Origin of the sequence: Achromobacter sp. PD1, from assembly GCF_048541815.1 — a bacterium.
Classification (GTDB): domain Bacteria; phylum Pseudomonadota; class Gammaproteobacteria; order Burkholderiales; family Burkholderiaceae_B; genus Achromobacter; species Achromobacter bronchisepticus_A.
Window position 1 is genome coordinate 6572658 of record NZ_CP183349.1, and the last position, 21126, is coordinate 6593783.

22 protein-coding genes, 1 tRNA gene and 1 pseudogene are annotated in these 21126 nt (G+C 64.4%); 15 read left to right on the plus strand and 9 right to left on the minus strand.

Going from position 1 to position 21126, the window contains the following annotated elements; all coding sequences use genetic code 11:
* The first annotated feature begins 22 nt into the window (after nt 1–22).
* From ACM1PE_RS31025 to ACM1PE_RS31035, 3 genes are all read left to right on the plus strand, one after another.
* Nucleotides 23–1210, plus strand: a complete 1188-nt coding sequence (locus tag ACM1PE_RS31025; protein WP_059378344.1) for a GGDEF domain-containing protein — start codon at nt 23–25, stop codon at nt 1208–1210.
* A gap of 103 nt (nt 1211–1313) precedes the next feature.
* Complete coding sequence (locus tag ACM1PE_RS31030) at nt 1314–2033, plus strand: FadR/GntR family transcriptional regulator (protein ID WP_118931594.1); 720 nt, start codon at nt 1314–1316, stop codon at nt 2031–2033.
* Entirely contained in the window at nt 2030–3442 is a 1413-nt protein-coding gene (locus ACM1PE_RS31035; protein WP_059378168.1) for an FAD-binding oxidoreductase, read from the plus strand. Before ACM1PE_RS31030 ends, ACM1PE_RS31035 begins: the two co-directional genes overlap by 4 nt.
* Nucleotides 3443–4384: 942 nt before the next feature.
* On the opposite strand, the gene thiC is transcribed toward ACM1PE_RS31035, so the two are convergent.
* Entirely contained in the window at nt 4385–6298 is a 1914-nt protein-coding gene (thiC, locus tag ACM1PE_RS31040; protein ID WP_419342080.1) for a phosphomethylpyrimidine synthase ThiC, read from the minus strand.
* A gap of 371 nt (nt 6299–6669) precedes the next feature.
* Between thiC and ACM1PE_RS31045 the strand changes: the two genes are divergently transcribed.
* Nucleotides 6670–7233 carry a SecDF P1 head subdomain-containing protein gene (locus tag ACM1PE_RS31045; protein ID WP_059378164.1) on the plus strand — a complete coding sequence of 188 codons (564 nt, stop codon included), beginning with the start codon at nt 6670–6672 and terminating at the stop codon, nt 7231–7233.
* Nucleotides 7234–7343: 110 nt separating this feature from the next.
* Here the strand turns inward: ACM1PE_RS31045 and nadS are convergent, their stop codons facing one another.
* The 3 genes and pseudogenes from nadS to ACM1PE_RS31060 all read right to left on the minus strand — a co-directional run bounded on the left by nadS (nt 7344) and on the right by ACM1PE_RS31060 (nt 8581).
* Nucleotides 7344–7634, minus strand: coding sequence for a NadS family protein (nadS, locus tag ACM1PE_RS31050; RefSeq protein WP_059378163.1), 291 nt, complete (start codon nt 7632–7634; stop codon nt 7344–7346).
* A 1-nt stretch (nt 7635) separates the two neighbouring features.
* Nucleotides 7636–7946, minus strand: a pseudogene (locus ACM1PE_RS31055) (type II toxin-antitoxin system RelE/ParE family toxin).
* Between the two features lie 182 nt (nt 7947–8128).
* The gene (locus ACM1PE_RS31060) at nt 8129–8581 is read right to left on the minus strand and encodes a helix-turn-helix domain-containing protein (protein ID WP_059378162.1); all 453 of its coding nucleotides are present in this window, start codon (nt 8579–8581) and stop codon (nt 8129–8131) included.
* Between the two features lie 79 nt (nt 8582–8660).
* On the opposite strand from ACM1PE_RS31060, the gene ACM1PE_RS31065 reads away from it, so the two are divergent.
* Nucleotides 8661–9371, plus strand: a complete 711-nt coding sequence (locus ACM1PE_RS31065; protein ID WP_419342081.1) for a transcriptional regulator — start codon at nt 8661–8663, stop codon at nt 9369–9371.
* Here ACM1PE_RS31065 and proB read toward each other — a convergent pair.
* From proB to ACM1PE_RS31090, 5 genes are all read right to left on the minus strand, one after another.
* Nucleotides 9340–10476: a glutamate 5-kinase gene (gene proB / locus ACM1PE_RS31070; protein WP_059378159.1), complete on the minus strand. Its 1137-nt coding sequence runs from the start codon at nt 10474–10476 to the stop codon at nt 9340–9342. The genes ACM1PE_RS31065 and proB overlap by 32 nt on opposite strands.
* Before the next feature lie 56 nt (nt 10477–10532).
* Nucleotides 10533–11669 carry a GTPase ObgE gene (gene obgE, locus ACM1PE_RS31075; protein WP_059378158.1) on the minus strand — a complete coding sequence of 379 codons (1137 nt, stop codon included), beginning with the start codon at nt 11667–11669 and terminating at the stop codon, nt 10533–10535.
* Nucleotides 11670–11860: 191 nt separating this feature from the next.
* Entirely contained in the window at nt 11861–12121 is a 261-nt protein-coding gene (gene rpmA / locus ACM1PE_RS31080; RefSeq protein ID WP_006216229.1) for a 50S ribosomal protein L27, read from the minus strand.
* Between the two features lie 34 nt (nt 12122–12155).
* Nucleotides 12156–12467 (minus strand): 50S ribosomal protein L21, encoded by a 312-nt coding sequence (gene rplU, locus ACM1PE_RS31085; protein ID WP_006216228.1) that lies wholly within the window; start codon nt 12465–12467, stop codon nt 12156–12158.
* 283 nt (nt 12468–12750) lie between these two features.
* Nucleotides 12751–13509, minus strand: coding sequence for an IclR family transcriptional regulator (locus ACM1PE_RS31090; RefSeq protein WP_118931688.1), 759 nt, complete (start codon nt 13507–13509; stop codon nt 12751–12753).
* A 104-nt stretch (nt 13510–13613) separates the two neighbouring features.
* Between ACM1PE_RS31090 and ACM1PE_RS31095 the strand changes: the two genes are divergently transcribed.
* The 10 genes from ACM1PE_RS31095 (at nt 13614) to ACM1PE_RS31140 (ending at nt 21125) form a co-directional block, all read left to right on the plus strand.
* Nucleotides 13614–14777, plus strand: coding sequence for a fumarylacetoacetate hydrolase family protein (locus tag ACM1PE_RS31095; RefSeq protein ID WP_419342082.1), 1164 nt, complete (start codon nt 13614–13616; stop codon nt 14775–14777).
* 196 nt (nt 14778–14973) lie between these two features.
* Complete coding sequence (gene ispB, locus ACM1PE_RS31100) at nt 14974–15939, plus strand: octaprenyl diphosphate synthase (protein ID WP_054457702.1); 966 nt, start codon at nt 14974–14976, stop codon at nt 15937–15939.
* A gap of 161 nt (nt 15940–16100) precedes the next feature.
* Nucleotides 16101–16177: transfer RNA gene (locus ACM1PE_RS31105), tRNA-Pro, on the plus strand.
* Nucleotides 16178–16624: 447 nt separating this feature from the next.
* Entirely contained in the window at nt 16625–17476 is an 852-nt protein-coding gene (locus ACM1PE_RS31110; protein WP_175156568.1) for a ParA family protein, read from the plus strand.
* Nucleotides 17477–17479: 3 nt separating this feature from the next.
* Nucleotides 17480–17878, plus strand: coding sequence for a hypothetical protein (locus tag ACM1PE_RS31115; protein WP_175156567.1), 399 nt, complete (start codon nt 17480–17482; stop codon nt 17876–17878).
* Complete coding sequence (locus ACM1PE_RS31120) at nt 17875–18099, plus strand: toxin-antitoxin system protein (RefSeq protein ID WP_175156566.1); 225 nt, start codon at nt 17875–17877, stop codon at nt 18097–18099. The genes ACM1PE_RS31115 and ACM1PE_RS31120 overlap by 4 nt, the downstream gene beginning before the upstream one ends.
* Entirely contained in the window at nt 18099–19742 is a 1644-nt protein-coding gene (locus tag ACM1PE_RS31125) for a hypothetical protein (RefSeq protein ID WP_175156565.1), read from the plus strand. Before ACM1PE_RS31120 ends, ACM1PE_RS31125 begins: the two co-directional genes overlap by 1 nt.
* Entirely contained in the window at nt 19739–20269 is a 531-nt protein-coding gene (locus tag ACM1PE_RS31130) for a hypothetical protein (protein WP_175156564.1), read from the plus strand. Before ACM1PE_RS31125 ends, ACM1PE_RS31130 begins: the two co-directional genes overlap by 4 nt.
* A 215-nt stretch (nt 20270–20484) precedes the next feature.
* The gene (locus tag ACM1PE_RS31135; RefSeq protein ID WP_175156563.1) at nt 20485–20670 is read left to right on the plus strand and encodes a hypothetical protein; all 186 of its coding nucleotides are present in this window, start codon (nt 20485–20487) and stop codon (nt 20668–20670) included.
* Nucleotides 20667–21125: a hypothetical protein gene (locus ACM1PE_RS31140; protein ID WP_175156562.1), complete on the plus strand. Its 459-nt coding sequence runs from the start codon at nt 20667–20669 to the stop codon at nt 21123–21125. The genes ACM1PE_RS31135 and ACM1PE_RS31140 overlap by 4 nt, the downstream gene beginning before the upstream one ends.
* Nucleotide 21126 lies beyond the last annotated feature (1 nt).

Genomic DNA, 21126 nt, shown 5'->3' on the forward strand with positions numbered 1-21126 from the left:
GTAGATGGCCTGGGGTTATCGCGTGGATACAGCACTGAAGTTCAGTTTGCCCAAATGGCGCCTGACGCGTTGGCTGACGCATTCCGGGCACGATACCCCTGCGGACATCCGTTCGGCCCTGATCGCCAGCCTGTTCGGCACGCTGCCCATTTTCGCCGGCGGCGTCATCAACACCCTGATGATCTCCGGCGTGGTCGCCTGGCGCCGCCCAGAGCCGTTGTATCTGTCCTGGCTGGCGCTGGAGGTGGCGCTGGCGCTGGTCCGCGTGCTGGTCCTGCGGTCCGCCTTGCGTGCCGCGGCCAAGGGCGGCAATACCCATACCGACATCTACATCCTGCTGGCCCTGTTGTGGGCGTTCAGCGTGGGCTACGGCGTCTTCGTCACTTTCATCAACGGCGACTGGCTGGCCGCCACCTTGGCCGGGGTGTCCTGCGGGGCCATGGCCGGCGGCATCTGCTTCCGGAACTACGGCGCGCCGCGGCTGGTCGGCGCCATGATCTTCCTGAGCCTGGGGCCGATGTGCCTGGGCGCGGCCTTTACCGGCGAATACGTCACGGCCATCGTCTTCATCCAGATCCCGTTCTATCTGGTCAGCATGAGCGTCGCCTCGCACCGGCTCAATCGCATCCTGGTATCCACCATGCTGGCCGAGCGCGCCAGCGAACGCCGCGCCAGCGAAGACGCGCTGACCGGCCTGGCCAATCGCGCCGGCCTGCAGGCCGCCCTGGAACGCGTCTGCACCAGCGCGCGCGGCCAGGACAGCTCCGCGGCGCTGCTGTACATGGACATGGACGACTTCAAGCTCATTAACGACACCTACGGCCATGCCGCCGGCGACCAGGTGTTGATGACCATCGCCCAGCGCATGCGCTCCATGCTGCGGGTTGATGACGTGGCGGCGCGGATCGGCGGCGACGAGTTCATCGTGCTGGTGACCGGCATCGACGCCACGGCCGCCCTGCGGCTGGGCGAGCACCTGCTGCACGACGCCTCCCAGCCGATCACCCTGGCGGATGGCACGCGGGTCAGCGTCGGCCTGTCGATAGGCATTTCCATCGTGTCCGGCGCCAACCGCAGCCCGGAAGCTGCCATGCATTCCGCCGACGCCGCCCTCTACCGCGCCAAGGCGCAGGGCGGCCGCTGCTGCGCCGTGGCGGGAGCGGACGAAGTCGAGAATACCGTGCCGGACGGCGAACCCGCCGTCGCCTGATCCACCGCGCCCGCGGCAGCCCATCAAGCTTGAAGCCGATCTGGAAGCGGCTTCTTTCTTGAAAGTTATCAGATAACCTGAGAAGTGTGCCTATAATGCCCGGATGCTGACCAAGAGCCTCACCTTGACCGAACAGGTCGCCCGCCAGATCGCCGCCGACATCGCCGGGGGCGCCTATCCCATTGGCGCCAAGCTGCCGGCGGGCCGCGTGCTGGCTGAGCAATACGGCGTCAGCGCCGCAGTCATCCGCGAAGCCACCGAACGGCTGCGCGCCCAGGGCCTGATCCAGAGCCGGCAGGGGTCCGGTAGCACCGTGCTGTCGCGCACCGGCGCACAGGGCTTCCAGCTATCCGCCGGCATCGCCGTGGACCGCAAGCAGCTGGCCGGGGTCTACGAACTGCGCATGGAGCTGGAAGGCGGCGCGGCCGCGCTTGCCGCGCTGCGGCGCGACGATGCGGACCTGGCTGCCATGGCGAGCGCCCTGGCCGACCTGGAATCGCATCTGGACGACCCGGAGCAGGGCGTGGAACACGACATCGCCTTTCACCGCGCCATCGCCGCCGCCACGCACAACAGCTGCTACCAGGACCTGCTGCAGTATTTGAACCTGCAGCTCAGGCTGGCGGTCAGCACCGCGCGCAGCAATAGCCGGCTGCAAGCCGGCCTGACGGCCGCCGTGCACCAGGAACACGTGGCCGTGTTCGAGGCCATCCGCGCCCGCGATCCCGAACGGGCGCGGCACGCCGCCGCCCGCCATCTGCAACAGGCGGCCAGCCGCCTGCAACTCGATCTCCTCTCTCCCGCCGCAAGGCAGACATCATGAGCGCATCCGACTTTACGCAACGCCTGGTCCAGGCCCTGGGCCCTGACACCGTCATCACCGCCGAGGCCGACATCGCGCCCTGGTTGTCCGACTGGCGCGGCCTGTACAAGGGCAACGCGCAGGCGGTGGTGCGCCCGCGCACGACCGCCGAGGTCGCCACCTGCCTGGCGCTGTGCCAGGAGGCAGGCGTGCCGGTGGTGCCGCGCGGCGGCAACACCGGCCTGTGCGGCGGCGCCACGCCGGATGCCGCCGCGGGCAACGTGGTGCTGAGCCTGGACCGCATGAACGCGGTGCGCTCCATCGATACCATCGCCAACACCATGGTGGCCGAGGCCGGCGCCATCCTGGGCAACTTGCGCCGCGCCGCGCAGGACGCTGGCCGTCTGCTGCCGCTGAGCCTGGCGGCGGAAGACTCCAGCCAGATCGGCGGCAACGTCGCCACCAACGCGGGCGGCGTGAACGTGGTGCGCTACGGCATGGCGCGCGAACTGGTGCTGGGCCTGGAAGCCGTGCTGCCCACGGGCGAGATCTTTCACGGCCTGCGCACGCTGCGCAAGGACAATACCGGCTATGACCTCAAGCAATTGCTGATCGGTTCCGAAGGCACGCTGGGCGTCATCACCGCCGTTGCCTTGCGCCTGTTCCCGCGCACCGACGTGCGCTCGGTGGTGCTGGCCGCCGTCGAATCGCCGATGCAGGCGCTGCAACTGTTCGAGATCCTGTTCGAGCAATGCGGCGCGCGGCTGCAGGCATTCGAATACTTCTCGGGCGATTGCCTGGACCTGGTGCTGACGCATGCCGCAGGCGTACAGGAACCTTTTGCTCAGCGCTATCCGGCCTATGTGCTGGTGGAGCTGGCGGACACGGCCGACGAGGCCGCGCTCAACGGCCTTGTTGAAAACGTGATCGGCACGGCGCTGGAGCGTGGCCTGTGCCTGGACGCGGCCGTTTCCGCATCGCTGGCGCAATTGCAGGCGCTATGGAAGCTGCGCGAGGAAATCTCCGAAGCCCAGCGTGCCGACGGCCCGCACCTGAAGCACGACGTGTCGCTGCCGATCGAACACATCCCCGCTTTCATGGAATCCGCCGAAGCGCGCGTGCGCGCGCTGTACCCGGACATCCGCCCCTTCATCTTCGGCCACTTCGGCGACGGCAACCTGCACTACAACCTGTCGCGTCCGGCGGGCGCCGACCGCGACTGGGTGGCGGTGCATGGGGCGGCGATCACGGACGCGGTGCTGGACGAGGTCAACCGCTATGGCGGGAGCATTTCGGCTGAGCACGGGATCGGGCAGCTGAAGCGGGATCATTTCCTGCATAGCAAGGATGCGCTGGAGTTGCGGTTGATGCGGGAAATCAAGGCTGTGTTGGATCCTGCGGGGATTATGAATCCTGGGAAGTTGCTGTAGTTTTTTTGGGGCGTTTTTGAGCGGAGCTTCGTGGGCTGTTCGTCGGTGTGCATGAGCGAAGCTTCGTAGGCCGCACGGCGGCGCTGGCGGTGTGGCGGCGAGCGCCCACGATTGCGGTCCGGAGCCTTCGCTCCGGACTGCCCCGTTGTCATCCTCGTACGCCTTCGGCTCCCTTCGGATTCCCTCGGGCGCATCGAGGTTGCTCGCCGCCACACCGCCAGCGCCGCCGTGCTACCTGCGTCTTGGCCTGTTGCGTTGCTAGAGCTGTGTTCAGTGACGAGTCTTGCGAGGGGCGCTCATTGCGGCCGCCCGGGCGGCCGTAATGAGCATGCGCGCTCGCGCGTCGTGACGGGTGCGCTAGCGCGAATGCGGCGGGTGGCTTGCTAGTGGTCATCGCCGTTTTGGGGGAGGGGCGGTGATGGGCGGCGCGCGTTGGACAGAAGCTTGCGCACGCAGATCGTCTCGCGCGCGCCGCCCATCCGGCGGCGGAGTTGAAATGACGATGGTTATGTGCGCCGTTATTTGTGGGCAGTCTCGAGCCTGCATCACCCATCGCAAGACCTGAAATCGTCACCGCCATCGCGCAGCGTCATCACTGGACGCCAGACACCGCGTAAGCCCCCAAAGGCCGCCCGCGCGGCCGGCCGGGGGCGGGCCCCGCAAGATCCTCGCCCACCCCCCACCGGTGGCAAGAACGCCAAGCAAACCGCTCGCCCCAGCGTCCGTGAAGATTCGACAGACAGAGCACGGCGCGGCAGTGGCCTGCCGGGCGCGGGGCGTCGATAAGCCCGAGGGAATCGGAAGGGAAGGCCGTAGGCCTGGACGACGATGACGACGGGGTAGTCCGGAGCGAAGGCTCCGGACCGCAATCGTTGCCCCGCGCCCGGCAGGCCACTGCCGCGTCGTGCGTCTCAAGAACTCAAAACAGACGTAGCAACAACATCACTGCCGATGATAAACCTCGGCCCCCTTCTTAACGAACTCGATGGACTTCTCCTCCATCCCCTTCTGCAACGCGTCCTTCTCGCTAACCCCCTGAGCCGCCGCATAATCCCGCACGTCCTGGGTGATCTTCATCGAGCAGAAATGCGGTCCGCACATGGAGCAGAAGTGCGCCACCTTCATCGAATCCTTCGGCAGCGTCTCGTCGTGGAATTCCTTCGCCGTGTCCGGATCCAGCCCCAGGTTGAACTGGTCGTCCCAGCGGAATTCGAAGCGCGCCTTGGACAGCGCGTTGTCGCGGATCGCCGCGCCCGGATGGCCCTTGGCCAGGTCTGCCGCGTGGGCCGCGATCTTGTACGTGATGATGCCGTCCTTCACGTCCTTCTTGTTCGGCAGGCCCAGGTGTTCCTTCGGCGTCACATAACAGAGCATCGCCGTGCCGTACCAGCCGATCAGCGCCGCGCCGATGCCGGAAGTGATGTGGTCGTAGCCGGGAGCGATGTCGGTGGTCAGGGGGCCCAGCGTGTAGAACGGCGCCTCGTGGCAATGTTCCAGTTGCAGCTCCATGTTTTCCTTGATCATCTGCATCGGCACGTGGCCCGGGCCTTCGATCATGACCTGTACGTCATGCTTCCAGGCCACCTGCGTCAGCTCGCCCAGGGTCTTCAACTCGGCGAATTGCGCTTCGTCGTTGGCGTCGTAGCCCGAGCCCGGACGCAGGCCGTCGCCCAGCGAGAAGCTGACGTCGTAGGCCTTCATGATTTCGCAGATTTCCTCGAAGCGCTCGTACAGGAAGCTCTCCTTGTGGTGTGCCAGGCACCACTTGGCCATGATCGAGCCGCCGCGCGAGACGATGCCGGTCATGCGGTCGGCCGTCATCGGAACGAACGGCAGGCGCACGCCCGCGTGGATCGTGAAATAGTCCACGCCCTGTTCGGCCTGTTCGATCAGCGTGTCGCGGAAGATCTCCCAGGTCAGGTCCTCGGCCTTGCCGTCGACCTTCTCCAGCGCCTGGTAGATCGGCACGGTGCCGATCGGCACGGGCGAGTTGCGGATGATCCATTCGCGCGTTTCGTGGATGTGCTTGCCGGTGGACAGATCCATGACCGTGTCGCCGCCCCAGCGGATCGCCCAGGTCATCTTTTCCACTTCCTCGCCGATGCCGGAGCTGACGGCGGAGTTGCCGATGTTGGCGTTGATCTTCACCAGGAAGTTGCGGCCGATGGCCATTGGCTCCACTTCAGGGTGGTTGATGTTGGCGGGGATGATGGCGCGGCCGCGCGCGATCTCGTCGCGCACGAACTCGGGCGTGATGGCCGCGGGAATGGAGGCGCCGAAGGACTGGCCCGGGTGCTGGCGCAGCAGGCGCTTGACCATCTTCTCGCCGTCGGGGCCGCTGTCGCGCAGCGTCTGCAGGTAGTGTTCGCGGCGCAGGCTCTCGCGGATCGCCACGTATTCCATTTCCGGCGTGATGATGCCGCGGCGCGCGTAATGCATCTGCGACACGTTGGCGCCGGACTTGGCGCGGCGCGGCGGACGCTGCAGGTCAAAGCGCATGGCCGTCAGCTTGGGGTCGGTCAGGCGTTCCTTGCCGTAGTCGCTGGTCGGACCCGACAGCACTTCCGTGTCGCCGCGCTCTTCGATCCAGGCGCGGCGCAGTTCGGGCAGGCCGCGGCGGATGTCGATCTTGGCTTCGGGGTCGGTGTAGGGGCCGCTGCAGTCGTAGACGGTGAGCGGCGGATTCTTCTCGCCGCCGAACATCGTTGGCGTATCGTCCTGCTCGATCTCGCGGAATGGCACGCGGATGTCGGGGCGCGAGCCCACTTCATACACGCGGCGGGATTTGGGCAGCGGTGCGACGGCCGCCGCGTCGACTTCGGCGGTAGCGGCCAGGAATTTGGGATTGGCGTTCATGGAAAGCTCCAAGCGAGTGGTTGGAGCCGATCGGGAAGGAATTCCCGCCGCGCGCGCAAAGACGCATGGCGGGAATACGGCTCCCAGCATCGGCATTATCCGTACTGGTACGAAGGGACTCTCTCAACACGTCCGGCCATGTAGGCGGGACGAGTACCCCTGCGCGAAAGCGAAGTATAGAGGCTGGCGCGCGTTCCGACGAATCGCGTGGCTGCTGCGCCGTGTCAGCCGGAGCAGGCGGCAGCTGGTATTACCGCTTTACAATTGGATTCAGACTGGGGCGACACTGTCATTCAGGTTCGGTACACTTTTCCAGTGCCGGGGATGGAGTGCATCGCCTGGTCTTAGTCCACATTAAGAAGGAAACGAGCATGCAACTGACCCTACGCAAATTGGCGCCCGCCCTGGTAGTCGTGACGTTGGCGCTAGCGGGTTGCAAGACCGCCCCGACTAAGACGTCTGGCGATACCGCCACGCCGCAAGCAGGCCAAGAGGCCGCCAAGCCCGCCGCCGCCGCGGCCTCAGTGGACTTCTACCTGGCGCAGAAGCAGCCCGGCGCCGGCATGCGCGAAATCAACCTGCCCGACGGCAAGCTCTACATGCAGACGGTGCCCGTCCTGACGCGCGCAGATCTCACCGACGCCGCCGCGCTGGTCGACCGCCAGGGCCAGAACTTCGTCGGCCTGCGCTTCTCGGAAGCCGGCGCGCGCAAGCTCAATGACGTCAGCACGAAGAACGTCGGCAACATGCTGGCGCTCGTGATCGACCAGGAACTGGTCGCCGCCCCGCTCATCGGCGAACCGCTGAACCGCGGCGTGCTGGCCTTCGGTGTGGCCTCGGCCCAGGCCGCCTCGGAAATCGCCGCCAAGATCCGCGGCGACGCCGCCGTGCCGCCGGCTGGCGGTGCTGCTCCGGCTCCCGCTGCCAAGCCCTGAGCGAGGCTAGCGGCGAAAAGCCCGGCAATGCCGGGCTTTTTTACGTCCGCGCACGATGCGCGGGAGGAGGATTGATGAGGGCTTGGCGTCTTTTGCGCGGCCCCGTGTGCCTAACGGTGCAAGGCGCGTAGCGCGATCTCAGGCTCGTTGGCCACGACTTTCAGCAGCGCGGCAGCCGGTCCGGTAGGGACCCGGCGCTTTTGCTCCCAGTTTTGCAAGGTGCGAACGCTGACCTGCAACGCCGCCGCAAACTCAGCTTGAGACAGCTTGGTCTGTTCGCGCACCTGCTTCACGTCCAGAGGATCGAGCGTGGATATCCTCGAAGGACGCGTCTCTCCCTTGCGTATCGCTGCCGCTTCTTTGAGGCTTGTCTTCAAATCGGCAAATAACTGCTTGTCCATTTCACAAGTCCTTTACCAGCGTCCGCAGTTCAGAAAGTTCCGCTGCGCTCAGGTTGTCCCGCACGCTCTTTGGGTAGGCCAACAGCATCAGAATCTGGTCGTCATCGGTGAGCCAGTAGTAGATCACCCGTATCCCACCGCTCTTGCCGGTTCCCGGCCGCGCGTGACGCACCTTTCGTATGCCGCCTCCGCCAGGAATCACATGGCCGCATGCGGGATCCTCCAGCAACATCGCTGCAATTCTCGATAGCCATCATCGGGCAGCAGGGAGGTGATTTGCCGGGTAAAGACGCTGGCTTCTATGAAAACCATGATTGGTTTGTACGCCAATGGCGTAGTCGAAGTTGCACGTAATACCGCAAGCGGCGGCGCGAAAAATCGCCGACCACTGTACGTGCTTTATCGAGAGGCAGGGGAGCTACTGCGCGATTTCTGTCACTGGGATGCGCTTGGCGGACGTGAGCTTGCGCGAGGCCCGCAAAGGCTGCCCGCGATCAGCCCAGCTTGCGGCCGCGCGTTTTGGCGCCGCGGCGGATGAGGATGGTTTTTTCGATGTAGGCCTGTGTGATCGATTCAAGGATCACGCGGTCGTCGGCCGTGAGCGATTCGAACAGCGAAGGCGAAATATTCGGGAAGGGCCAGGGCGCCATCGGACGCGGCCGACCGCCGGGGCGCGGTACGGGTTCGGCCACGCCAGGCGCGGGCAGCGTGTTGCTGAGGTCGTAGCCTTCCACGGGAAGTTCCAGCGGACCCTTGCCGGTTTCCAGCCATTCGACCTCGACCTTCAGGACCTGTGCCAGCTTGCGGGCCGAGCGGCTTGAGTGCCGCAGGCCGCTTTCGTAGCTGCCGATGGCGCTTTGCGAAATGCGCGCCAGACGAGCGAGGTCTTTCTGCGTGTGGCCACGCAGCAGGCGCGCATGCTTCAGTCGGTCTGAGAATGTTTTCACACCGGCGATTGAAGCTTGCTGGTCACGCGCTTTGGTGGTTATAAATATTACTTAAGTGATATTTATCAAAGGTGAGCGCATGGAGCAACGAGGCAGCGTCTTCGTCGTACGGCTCGACGCAAGGGCGGACGAGAATTTCGCCGAGGCTTTGCGCCTGTTGCGTTGGCAGGTCCGCGTGTTCGATTCGTCCGCTGCCGTATTGGAACACTTGCAGGCGCAGGGCGCTGATGCCCTGGTACTTTTGGGAGGTACTCTGGGAGTGCCAAGCCTCATTGCCATGCTGCGCCGGGCGGCGCCCGCTATGGCGGTGCTGTGGCAGGCCGCAGATGTCGACGCGTCCGATCGCATCGCCGCGCTGGATGCGGGCGCGGATGTCTGTACCGCTGCAGGTATGGACGCGTTGGAATGGGATGCCCTGCTGCGCAATCTGTACCGGCGCGCGCCGTCCACCGCCTTGCCTTGGAGGCTAGACCCGCACGCCGGCGCGCTGGCGGGGCCGGCTGGCGAGTTTCTGCCGTTGACGGTCACCGAGCGCGCTTTTTTTGTCCGCTTGTTGAGCGCGCCGGGCTATTGCCTGCGCCGCGAATGCTTTTTCCCTGCCGGTAAGCGCAAAGCCCTGGATGGGGCGCGGCGGGTTGACGTGCTCTTGTCGCGGCTGCGCAGCAAGGCACGCCGCCTCAATATCGACTTGCCCGTGCTCGCGGTGCGGGGGTGGGGCTACATCCTGCTGCCCCAAGGCGCAGCAAGCATGCAGGGTCTTAGAGCACTACCAGGTTATCCCGATGCATGAGCTCGGGTTCGGTCATGCTGCCCAGAATGCGCGCGATCTGCGACGAAGGCTGGCGCAGGATGCGGCGAGTGTCGGCCGATGAGTAGTTGATCAGGCCGCGGGCGCATTCGCGGCCCTGGCCATCCACGCAGGCGACCACGTCGCCGCGGCCGAACTCGCCTTCCACCTCGGTCACGCCGATGGGCAGGAGGCTCTTGCCCTCGCGCAGCAGCGCCTGCACGGCGCCGTCATCCAGCACCACGCGTCCGCGCAGGCGCAGGTGATCGGCCAGCCACTGCTTGCGCGCGGACCACACGGGCAGCACGGCGCGCAATTCGCTGCCGATGCACTCGCCCTGGGCCAGGCGCGTGAGCACGTTGCGCTCGCGGCCCGACGCGATGACGGTATGCGCGCCGCTATGCGCCGCGCGCTTGGCTGCCAACACCTTGGTCAGCATGCCGCCCGTGCCGATGCCGCTGCCCGCGCCGCCAGCCATGGCTTCCAGCGCGGGGTCGCCAGCCTGGGCGTGCGACATGAACTTGGCGTCAGGGTTCTTGCGCGGATCGGAGTCGTACAGGCCGCGTTGATCGGTCAGGATGATCAGCGTGTCGGCTTCGATCAGATTGGTGACCAGCGCGCCCAGGGTGTCGTTGTCGCCCAGCCGGATTTCGTCGGTGACGACCGTGTCGTTCTCGTTCACGATCGGCACCACGCCCAGGCGCAGCAGCGCGAACAGCGTGCTGCGGGCGTTCAGGTAGCGGTGGCGGTCGGCCAGGTCTTCGTGCGTCAGCAGGATCTGGGCGGTGCGCAGGCCGTATTCGGCGAAGGCCGCCTCGTAGGCCTGGCACAGGCCCATCTGGCCCACGGCCGCGGCCGCCTGCAGTTCATGCATCACCGATGGGCGCTTGCGCCAGCCCAGGCGCGCCATGCCTTCGGCGATGGCGCCGCTGGAGACCAGCACGATCTGCTTGCCCTGCTTGTGCAGGGCGGCGATCTGCGCGGCCCAGTGCGCCACGGCGGCGCGGTCCAGGCCTCGGCCTTCGTTGGTGACCAGCGACGAGCCGACTTTGGCGACGAGACGCTGGGCGTTGGTGACGACGGAAACGACAGGTGTTTCAGCAGACATGATGGCGGCCGGCTGCGGCGAGAAAAAGGCGTAATCGTAAGGACTGCGATTATGGCTTATTCGTCGTCGCCGCGCGGCGCGGGGCGCTGGTCGGCGGTCGAGCGCTTGTCGTCGAAGCGCGGGTCCGGCGCGACATAGTTCTCTTCGGCCTGGTCTTGCGACAGGTGTTCCTTTTCGCGCTCGGCGTCCAGGTAGTCCTGCAGCGCGTAGATCAGGTCTTGCGTGCCTTCACCCGACAGGCCGGAAATACCGAACACCGGGCCCTTCCAGTCGTAGAGTTCAAGGAAGCGGCGCTTGGTGTCCTCGGGGTCGGGCACCATGTCCAGCTTGTTCAGGACCAGCCAGCGCGGCTTGGCGGCCAGTTCCGGATCGTAGCGGCGCAGTTCCTCGACGATGGCGCGCGCGTCGACCACGGCCTGCTCGACGGGATCCGCGTCCGGGTCGGGCGTGGACACGTCCACCAGGTGCAGCAGCACGCGGGTGCGCGCCAGGTGGCGCAGGAACAGGTGGCCCAGGCCGGCGCCTTCGGAGGCGCCTTCGATCAGGCCGGGAATGTCGGCCACGACGAAGCTGCGCGACGGCGAGGTGCGCACCACGCCCAGGTTGGGGTGCAGCGTGGTGAAGGGGTAGTCCGCGATCTTCGGCTTGGCATTGGAAATGCGCGTGATCAGCGTGGACTTGCCGGCGTTGGGCAGGCCCAGCAGGCCCACGTCCGCCAGCACCTTCAGTTCCATGCGCAGGTAGCGGTGCTCGCCTTCCTTGCCGGGCGTCCATTGGCGGGGCGCGCGGTTGACGCTGGACTTGAAGTGGATATTGCCCATGCCGCCCTGGCCGCCGGCGGCCAGCACGACTTTTTGTTCGTGCTGGTTCAGGTCGAACAGGACTTCGCCGGTGTCGGCGTCATGGATGATGGTGCCCACCGGCACGCGCAGCGTGATGTCCGGCGCGGCCGCGCCGTACTGGTCCGAGCCGCGGCCGTTTTCGCCGTTCTTGGCGCGGTGCAGGCGGGCGTAGCGGTAGTCGATCAGCGTGTTGATGTTGCGGTCGGCCACCGCGAAGATGGTGCCGCCGCGTCCGCCGTCGCCGCCGTCCGGGCCGCCTCTGGGAATGAACTTTTCGCGGCGAAAGCTCGCCACGCCATTGCCGCCTTTGCCGGCGACGACTTCGATGGTGGCTTCGTCTACGAATTTCATGATGTCCGCGCGTGTAGTGGTAAGGAGTGGGGCGGGGCCGTCATTCGGCGCCGCCGGGAGGCAGGGGCCGGAACCGTCCGGCTGCTGCCCGAAATCTGGAAAAGCTTAAAACAAAAAAGCCCTGCCGCATGCGACAGGGCTTTTGCCGTTCTGGAACGCGGCGAACCGCGTTGCTGACCGTGCTGGTCCGATTACTCGGCAGCGACGATCGAAACGGTCTGCTTGTTCAACGCGCCCTTGAAGCCGAATTGAACCTTGCCGTCGATCAGCGCGAACAGGGTGTGATCCTTGCCCATGCCGACGTTCACGCCAGCGTGGAAGCGCGTGCCGCGCTGACGCACGATGATCGAACCAGCGGGAATCAATTCGCCGCCGAATGCCTTGACGCCCAGACGCTTCGATTCTGAGTCGCGTCCGTTCCGCGTAGAGCCGCCGCCCTTTTTCTGTGCCATGTTTAGCTCCTGCTAAGTGGTACCGAGTCGCTTCTTAAGCCGTGATGGCTTCGATGCGGATTTCGGTGTAGTTCTGACGGTGGCCCTGACGCTTCTGGTAGTGCTTGCGACGGCGCATCTTGAAGATCTTGACCTTGTCGTGGCGGCCTTGCGCAAGAACCGTTGCCTTGACCACGGCGCCGGAGACGAGGGGCGTGCCAACTTTCAGTTGGTCGCCTTCGCCCACGGACAGCACTTGGTCCAGGGTGATTTCTTGCCCAATGTCTGCCGGTATCTGTTCTATCTTGAGTTTTTCGCCAGCGGCAACGCGATACTGCTTGCCACCGGTTTTTACGACCGCGTACATGGGGGATTCCTTAAATAGGTAAATGGGTCCATCTGCGCTGCCTGCCCTGCTGGGCGGGATTGCCGCTCTGGCGGGGCGCTTTCTTCTCCTGGCGCCAGAGCCTGGCGGAAGAAAAAAGGCCTTGATGCCTGGGAAAGTGGAACCTCCCCGGCACCCAGAGGGGTGACGCAAATGCAACCGACGTAATTCGGGCATTGCTGACCGAATCCGGAATATTAGCCCGGGACTTTCAGAAAGTCAAAAAGCTGTTGCAGGCTAAGGGCTTAGGTGTCGCATGCGCGCTTCAAGCGCCGGGGATCACCCGCAGAGCGATGTCCCGCGCCACCCGCTGAATCCCGTCGATCACGTCGCGGCGGTGGGCTTCGTCCAGCCGGTCGGTGGGGATGGAGGTGCTGACGGCTATCCGCTTGCCCAGCGGCGTCATGCCCACGTAGGCGGCATAGCAGACCAGGCCGGTCGCCACTTCCTCCAGATCCTGAGCGAGGCCCGTGCTGCGCACCTGTTCCAGTTCCTGGTCGAGCGCGGCGCGGGTGGCGAGACTGCGTTCGGTGACGCGCGGCAGCGTATCCGGTACGCGGGCGGCCAGGTCTTCGGGCGGCAGGCTGGCCAGCAACGCCTTGCCCAGCGCGCAGGCGTGCGCCGGCAGGCGCAGGCCCAGGTCCGACACCAGCCGCACGGGGCGGCGCGCGTCCTCGCGGGCCAGGTAGACCACATCGAAGCCATCCAGCGTCGCCAGCTGCACCACTTCGTTGTGCCGCGCCACGAAAGCGCCCGCGGCCGCCTGGAATGCCGCTTGCAGCCCGTCCTGGCGCAGATAGGCATGGCCCAGCGCCATCAGTTCGATGCCGATGACATAGCCGCCATCCCGGCGCTCGATCCAGCGGCGCTGTTCCAGGCAATCCAGCAGCAGATAGAGCGTGCTGCGGGCGAGCTGGCAGGATTCGGCCAGTTCCGATGCCTTGACCGGCGTGTTGCGGCCGGCCAGCACTTGCAGGATGTCGTGCGTGCGGCGGATGGCGGGGACGTCGTGTACGGTAGCCATGCTCTATTTGTCCAATATATTGGACATAAATTCATGATGTTGGACATGATAGTGGAAGTCTCCTAGACTGCCCCGCACATCATTCGAACAAGGCGAGGAGACTCATGGACCAAGCAAAGGCGCTGCCCGTCGATCTGGAACAGGCGTTGCTGGTGGGGCGGGTGTGGCGGCCGGGGCATGGCCCCTGCGTCGTGGCGGTGCGCCGCGGCGAAGTGATCGACATCACGGCGGCCGCGTCCACCATGGCGGACCTGCTGGACCGTCCCGACCGCGTGGCGCTCGCGGCCAGCGCCGCCGGCGAGTCGCTGGGCGACGTGCATGCCCTGATGGCAGCCAGCCTGGCAGGCCAGGAGGGCTTGCGCCTGCTGGCGCCTTGCGACCTGCAGCCCGTCAAGGCGGCAGGCGTCACCTTCGCCATCAGCCTGCTGGAACGCATGATCGAGGAAGAGGCCGGCGGCGATGCCAGCCGCGCCGAGGAAATCCGTGTCCGCATGCAGGCGCTGATCGGCTCGGACCTGTCCCGCCTGCGGCCGGGCTCGCCCGAAGCGGCCAAACTGAAGGCTGAACTGACCGGGCGCGGCCAGTGGTCGCAATACCTGGAGGTGGGGATCGGCCCGGACGCCGAGGTTTTCTCCAAGGCGCCGCCCATGGCGTCGGTGGGGACGGGCGCGCAAATCGGCGTATTGCCCGAATCCCGCTGGAACAATCCCGAACCCGAGATCGTGCTGGCGGTGGACAGCCGCGGCGAAATCGTCGGCGCCACGCTGGGCAACGACGTCAACCTGCGCGACATCGAAGGCCGCAGCGCCTTGCTGCTGACCAAGGCCAAGGACAACAACGGCTCCTGCGCCATCGGTCCCTTCATTCGCCTGTTCGACGGCGGCTTCAGCCTGGACAGCGTGCGTCAAGCGGATGTGTCCCTGCGCATCGAGGGCCTGGACGGCTTCGTGCTGGACGGCGTGAGCCACATGCGCGAGATCAGCCGCGATCCGCTGGACCTGGTGCGCCAGGCTTGCGGCAAGCATCACCAGTATCCAGACGGCTTCATGCTGTTCCTGGGCACCATGTTCTCGCCCACCCAGGACCGCATGGGCCCGGGCACCGGCTTCACCCACAAGCTGGGCGACCGCGTCGTGATCGCGTCCGAGCGCCTGGGCGCGCTGGTCAACGAAGTGCGGCTGGCCACCGAGATCGAACCCTGGACCTTCGGGGTGCGCGCGCTCTATGCCAATCTGGCCGGGCGCGGCCTGTTGCGGCAAGGGGCCTGAGCCGTCGCCAGACGGCGCTGGGCAGGGAGGGCGCGCCGGGCGCCGTTCCTATCGGCGATTCCGCCAGGATGACGGCTCGCGGTCCGTCACTCCCCGTATAATCCTTGGTCGAATCCTCCCGCCGTCTGCGGCGGGCCCAGCGGTAAGAGCCGGCGCGCGTTCGCGCCGCGGCTCGTTTCACTCTCCCGGATACGTCTTGAATCTCCCCGAGCTTGTTGCCCCCATTGCAGACGATATGAAAGCCGTCGACGCGGTCATCCGCGAGCGGCTGAATTCCGAAGTGGTCCTGATCCGCACGATCGGCGACTACATCATAGGCGCGGGCGGCAAGCGCATGCGCCCGGCCATGGTGCTGATGGTGGCGCGCGCGCTGGGCTACGAGGGCACGCACCACCAACTGCTGGCCGCCGTGGTCGAGTTCATCCACACCGCGACCCTGCTGCACGACGACGTGGTCGATGAATCCGACCTGCGCCGCGGCCGCGAAACCGCCAACGCGGTGTTCGGCAACGCCGCCAGCGTGCTGGTGGGCGACTACCTGTATTCGCGCTCCTTCGAGATGATGGTGGAAGCGAACTCGATGCGCGTCATGAGCATCCTGTCCGAAGCCACCACCGTGATCGCCGAGGGCGAGGTGCTGCAGCTGCTGAACGTGCACGACCCGGACGTCTCGCAGGAGCGCTATCTGCAAGTGGTGCGCTACAAGACCGCCAAGCTGTTCGAGGCCGCCGCCCAGGTGGGCGCAGTGCTGGCGGGCGCCACCCCAGAGCAGGAAGCCGCCGCGGCCGCCTACGGCCGCCACGTCGGCACCGCCTTCCAGCTGGTGGACGACGTGCTGGACTACAGCGGCGACGCCGCCGCCCTGGGCAAGAACGTGGGCGACGACCTGCGCGAGGGCAAGCCCACGCTGCCGCTGATCCGCGTGATGGAAGTGGGCACCCCGGAACAGCAGCAACTGATTCGCGACGCGATCAAGACCGGCGACGCCGACTTCGCCGCCGTGGCCGCCGCCATCCAGGCGACGGATGCCCTGGAACATGCCCGCCAGGCCGCCGTGGCCGAGGCGGATCTGGCCCGAAAAGCACTTTCTGCTTATCCCATTTCCCCTTTTCAAAAATCTCTGTTAGAATTCTGCGCTTTCGCGGTGAACAGAGATCGCTAAGCGAATTAGGCGAAAAATCTGGGGAAACCCAGGTGTTGGGGAAACCCAGATGGGAAAGCCCAGTAGCCTGAAACGTGGCGATTGGTAGTGAAAGCGAAAGATGATTTGGTTGCACTGAGCGCAGCGAAGTCAGTAGTAGTAGTAAGAGTTGTACTAAGACTCGGGGCGTAGCTCAGCCTGGTAGAGTACTGCGTTCGGGACGCAGGAGTCGGAGGTTCGAATCCTCTCGCCCCGACCACTGATTTGTGGTCGAATTTTTGGTGGTGTTCTCGACACCAGCAGCAAGAGCCGGAATCGCGAAAGCGACGCCGGCTTTTTTGCGTTTGCTCTCTTCCTGCGCCAGCAGGATGAACGTCGTCTCGATAGCGACGCCGGCTTCCTGAGCCATCAGCATAGCAGTCCGGTAATCCGGCAGGTGCGTGCCCTTCACATAGCGATCCAGGGTCTGTTGTTTCAGACCCCACGCCTTCGCCATGCTGTTCACGCTGCGCCCCTTGAGCGCAGCTTCTACGAATTCCTGATATTCCATCGCCAGTCCTATCTTGCCGAATTACACGGATTCGGGTAATGTCGCCCTGAATTACACAAAATCGTGTAACACAGAACTGTGTTTTAGCTAACGATAACCGCCCTTGAACGGGTATGCAACTGGGCCGTTGGCCCCACGCCGAAATAGAGGAACGCCATGCCACACGTGATCGCTGTCGCGTCCACCAAAGGTGGAGTCACGAAAACGACAACCTGCGCCAATCTCGCGGGAATATTTGCCGATTTTGGAATGCAGGTCTTGCTGTTCGATGCAGATGAACAGAACAGCTTGACCAAGTACTACCCCATCCAGCACAGGGCCGAGCATGGCCTGACGCGCGTCGTCACTCGTGGCGGCCTCGTCACTGAAGATTGCATCAGCAAGACGTCAATCCCAGGTATCGACATCGTTTGCTCGGACGCGGTATCAGGCAATCTGCAGACATGGTTGAAGGACCGCGAAGACCGGCTTTTAATTTTGCGCCGAGCGGTCCGACGCTCCGCAGCCGTCGACAAGTACCACGTGATCATCATCGACACGCAGGGCGCGGCGGGTGAACTGCAGAAGACTGCTGCTATGGCGGCGGACGTGATCCTGTCGCCCATCAAACCCGACGTGCTGTCGGCGGCTGAATTCGCCGACGGCACGCTAAGGATGATGGACTCGTTAAACAGCCTGTCCGACTTCGGTACCGACTTCCGCAGCGGAGACTTGTACGTGGTGATTAGCGCCTTGGAGCGCAATAACAATGCACGTCAGGTCGCGGATCAGATCCGTCGTAGTTTCGCAGGCCATAAGCAGGTCAAAGGAATTCTGAACACTGTGGTGCCGCATGCCGCTGCCTATACCGCAGCGGCGACCGCACGGGTCCCTGTTCACCAGTACGACCGCCGAAAAGTCGATAAGGCGCCGTGGGACGTGATGCACCGCCTTGCCTGGGAGCTATTCCCGGCATTGAACGGCATTTATGTGGACGGTCAAGGCCAGGCTGAAGAAGCGGAGGCCTGAGCTATGAAAACCGCCACTCGAATGCTCGACCTGCCCGATATTGGTGACCTGTTTCGGGCAACCGCTCCCGCCGCAGGGGAGCAGCCGCCGCTCACTTTTTACGTGGCGGTGTCACCAGATCACGCACCGCTGGAAATGCGCCGCGCGCGCGCCGCTGCGGTGGTTCAAACAGCCCTCCTCGCTATGCGACCGATCGGCCTAGAACCCGCAGCAACGGCCCCGGCCGAAGTCGTCAGTTTCAGCGAAATGCGCCGCATGGGCGTGTCGAAGAGTGAAGCAGCTCGCATATTCGAGGACCCCGTCCTCCACCGCTGCGTCCCCCATCCCATATTCATCGTGCCCGACCCTGTGCCGTATCTGAACGCGTGGTCGGCCATTAGCTCCGGGAGGATCGAGCCGTGACTACAAACAAGGAATTAGCTCTCCAGCACTTGGATACCGAACTAGGCCTGCTGCACCGTGCAATGCCCGAATCACCCGAGCGCGCCCTGCACCTCGGGATCGTTCTGGGCGCGGTAAGTGCGTATAGAAACCTGGGCGTGCTTGGCGAAGATGATCTGGTCTTCATGGCCACCGCGCTTGCCGGTGAAGACGACAAGCTTCCGATCCTGAGGGGGCACTGATGAAGCCGGCCTCAAAGAGAATCGACCTCACCCAGATGATCGCTTCGCGGTTGAGCGAGAGGTCGCCCGAACCCGCAGCCATCGACTCGGCCCTGACGAACGTCATAACCCTGAACGTTCGGGACGATTGTCGGCTGTACGAGCGCAACCCGCGTACGGTCCGCAATGAGAAATACGACGAAATTAAGGAGTCCGTGCGCAAGCGTGGCCTCGATCAGATGATCTCCGTGACGCAGAGGCCAGGAGAGAAGCACTACATCCCGGCCAAGGGCGGAAATACCCGCCTGGAGATCTTGCAGGAACTGGTCGCCGAGGGCGAAAGCCAATTCCTGCACATGGACTTCGTTATGGTTCCTTACCGTAGCGAAGCCGCCTTGCTCGCCGCGCACATGGTTGAAAACGACCAACGTTCTGGTCTCCTGTTTTGGGACGCTGCTCGCTCGACTTTTGACCTCAAGCAGGAATGGGAACGCGAGCGAGGATCGCCACTTTCCCTGCGGGATTTCTCTGAGCTGCTTAAGGCCGAGGAGGGTATACAGGCGTCGCCGGCGCTTCTTAGTCACTACGGCTTCACCATGAAGCACCTTTCGGAGCTTGCGTGCGCTGCAACGCATCTCTCTAGGCGTGATGTACAGGACCGCTTCATCCCGGCGCGCAGCCGTCTGGCGACCGTTGCGGCCAAGCTCGGCGCCGACGCCGCTCTGGAACAGGCATGGACGCTAGCAGTCGACCACATGCGCGATCGCTACGTCGCGACAAGAGCCCTGGACTTTGCGGCATTCAATGCACGCCTCGAAGAGAACTTCGGGCAGCGTACCCAACTCGCCACTGACGAGCTCCAACGCGCGGTTTTACTCATCCAGGCTGACTCGGACATCGACGCGATCACCCTCATGCGCGATGCGAAGCGGCCAAGTTCGACCATACCTGGTTCAGCCATCGGGGATGGCACTACGCAAGGCGAAAACGTTTCATCGCTAGGGGCGTCGCTCAGCACCGATGCGGATACCGCCCCGGCGATAGCGCGCGACGAGGTAAAGACACCATCCGCCGACCGACCACGCGACCGTCGTAGTGCGTCCTCCGAATCCCCCACGGAGCCGACAGAACGACGCGCAGATAGCCGCGAAGCGGCCGAGCGCGAGCTCTGGCACTCCCTGGAGGACCTTGTCGCGGCCAGCCATCTTCAAGGGTGCCTCATGGCCATCGAGGAACTTCCCTTGCGTTTCATGGTGGAAGTCCCCGCAGACGTAGGGCAGGACCGTGGCTCCCTGCAAGAGCAGGCTCTGCAGGGGGGGGAGAAGGCAGAACGCTACTACGCGTGGTGGTGGCTTGTGCTCTTGTCGCAACAAAACACGCCAGCAGGACTGCTGGTCATTCCGGACACGGACTTTAAACGGCATGCCGATAGTACCGACGCCTGGCAGGAAGCCTGCGAGGCGCTGCTCGGCGATCCCGTCTACGCGGATGGGTCCTATCACGTCGTGAGGCGTATGACCGATCCAAGCGACGCCACTGGCCCGTTGTACCTCCGGGTGATCCAGGCCGTGCGCATGTTCAATGAAGCCTTTCCCGAGCGATCCAGCGATGCATTTTGGCATTCGGTTGGCGTGCCTCTGGAGCTGATTGGAGGTGTGTCTTGAACTTCTTGGAACTGACCCATCCGACGCTAAAGCGCAAAGCGTTGCGCGAGCTGAATCAGCAAATTCGTCGGCGCGCGTATGCCGACGGCGCAATACCCGAGCAAACGGCCGAGCTTCTCATGGCCGGCCTTCGCGACCGCGGGCTCGACGCCATGCTGCCGGCAGTGACTGTGCGGATCTACGTCGACCAGGAGGCGCTGGTGGCGCAGCAAAGCGAACACCAGCAACGCCAGCAGCATATGGAGCAGCTTCGGAAGTTCGTCCGCGCCCAAGCAAGCGGGTCGCTGATCCGAGCGCTATTTCCCTCAATACCAGCTGCGGAGGTGGAGCAGATCCGCACGCAAATGCGTTTGAGTCAGCCCGGACCAGCCGTGGAGCTAGATCCTGACGAGTACCTGCGCGTCCATAGCATCTGGAAAGAACTGCACAGCACCACTGTAGACGTTCGTGAACGATATCTCGCGCTTCACGATGCGTTCCCTCAGCACACGCTGCTGACGCTGTTTGCCGCACTTAACCAACGCTAACCGGAGGTGGTCGATGAGTTCGGAAAAAATTGCGGTTTCCACGGTCTCTCAAGCCTCTGGCTATGAAGGCGCCGTGCCTGTCACTGTGCTCAAAGGCACGCCGGCGATGCGTCCTCTTACGTACACGCTCGCAATGCGACGGGTCGTGGAGCGGGCAGCGGACCAACCGCGCATGAAGGCCATGGCGGGCCGAGTGGGCTTGGGTAGGAGCGGTCGTGGATAAGCTCTTCTTGCTACCTGCCTGCTATGTGATGCCGGCGAAAGGCGCTGCCGACCAGTATGTCGGCACGACGCTCGATTGGTTTCCTCTCGGTCACTATGGACTGCGCACAAGTGCGGCGAACGACCCGCAGTACGGTGCAGGCGAGTGGAGTGAATCGCCCACAGGGAGCCCGCAATGACTAGCTGGGACTTCGCGCTTGACCCATTCGGCAGACAGTTCGTCGCTAGAGCGGAGGCTGCCCCCTCGCCTCATCGGGACCAGGCCAATGAGCACTACCTTCTCAGGGTCTTGGACGCACCAATTACCATTCATCGGGCGTTTGTGGAGCTCGCCGGCAGTCTAAACGCCGCAGCGATCCTCAGCGACCTTGCCGCGCGCGGAGACCTCTCGGAATTAGCGGGAGACTGGGTCTATCTCGACCCGCTCGACTGGCATACACGTCTTGGGCTGTCCTACAAAGAGCAGCTCACTGCCAGAAAGTTGCTGGAGCGAAAGGGATTCCTTGAGACCCTTCGGACAGGAATGCCTCCACGTACCGCCGTGCGCGTGAATTGGCTCGCCGTAGACAAGGAATTGCGCATCCAGGCGAATAATGCCGCCTCGGCTCAGCCCTTGCCCGTCTTGAGCAGCTGAA

What these genes read in the sequence shown, in the direction of transcription:
- ACM1PE_RS31125 (WP_175156565.1), top strand. Translation starts at nt 18,099, where the DNA reads ATGAAGCCGGCCTCAAAGAGAATCGACCTCACCCAGATGATCGCTTCG.
- ACM1PE_RS31065 (WP_419342081.1), top strand. Translation starts at nt 8,661, where the DNA reads ATGGAGCAACGAGGCAGCGTCTTCGTCGTACGGCTCGACGCAAGGGCG.
- obgE (WP_059378158.1), bottom strand. Translation starts at nt 11,669, where the DNA reads ATGAAATTCGTAGACGAAGCCACCATCGAAGTCGTCGCCGGCAAAGGC.
- ACM1PE_RS31110 (WP_175156568.1), top strand. Translation starts at nt 16,625, where the DNA reads ATGCCACACGTGATCGCTGTCGCGTCCACCAAAGGTGGAGTCACGAAA.
- nadS (WP_059378163.1), bottom strand. Translation starts at nt 7,634, where the DNA reads ATGGACAAGCAGTTATTTGCCGATTTGAAGACAAGCCTCAAAGAAGCG.
- rpmA (WP_006216229.1), bottom strand. Translation starts at nt 12,121, where the DNA reads ATGGCACAGAAAAAGGGCGGCGGCTCTACGCGGAACGGACGCGACTCA.
- thiC (WP_419342080.1), bottom strand. Translation starts at nt 6,298, where the DNA reads ATGAACGCCAATCCCAAATTCCTGGCCGCTACCGCCGAAGTCGACGCG.
- ACM1PE_RS31140 (WP_175156562.1), top strand. Translation starts at nt 20,667, where the DNA reads ATGACTAGCTGGGACTTCGCGCTTGACCCATTCGGCAGACAGTTCGTC.
- ACM1PE_RS31030 (WP_118931594.1), top strand. Translation starts at nt 1,314, where the DNA reads ATGCTGACCAAGAGCCTCACCTTGACCGAACAGGTCGCCCGCCAGATC.
- rplU (WP_006216228.1), bottom strand. Translation starts at nt 12,467, where the DNA reads ATGTACGCGGTCGTAAAAACCGGTGGCAAGCAGTATCGCGTTGCCGCT.
- ACM1PE_RS31115 (WP_175156567.1), top strand. Translation starts at nt 17,480, where the DNA reads ATGAAAACCGCCACTCGAATGCTCGACCTGCCCGATATTGGTGACCTG.
- ACM1PE_RS31090 (WP_118931688.1), bottom strand. Translation starts at nt 13,509, where the DNA reads ATGGCTACCGTACACGACGTCCCCGCCATCCGCCGCACGCACGACATC.
- proB (WP_059378159.1), bottom strand. Translation starts at nt 10,476, where the DNA reads ATGTCTGCTGAAACACCTGTCGTTTCCGTCGTCACCAACGCCCAGCGT.
- ACM1PE_RS31035 (WP_059378168.1), top strand. Translation starts at nt 2,030, where the DNA reads ATGAGCGCATCCGACTTTACGCAACGCCTGGTCCAGGCCCTGGGCCCT.
- ACM1PE_RS31095 (WP_419342082.1), top strand. Translation starts at nt 13,614, where the DNA reads ATGGACCAAGCAAAGGCGCTGCCCGTCGATCTGGAACAGGCGTTGCTG.
- ACM1PE_RS31045 (WP_059378164.1), top strand. Translation starts at nt 6,670, where the DNA reads ATGCAACTGACCCTACGCAAATTGGCGCCCGCCCTGGTAGTCGTGACG.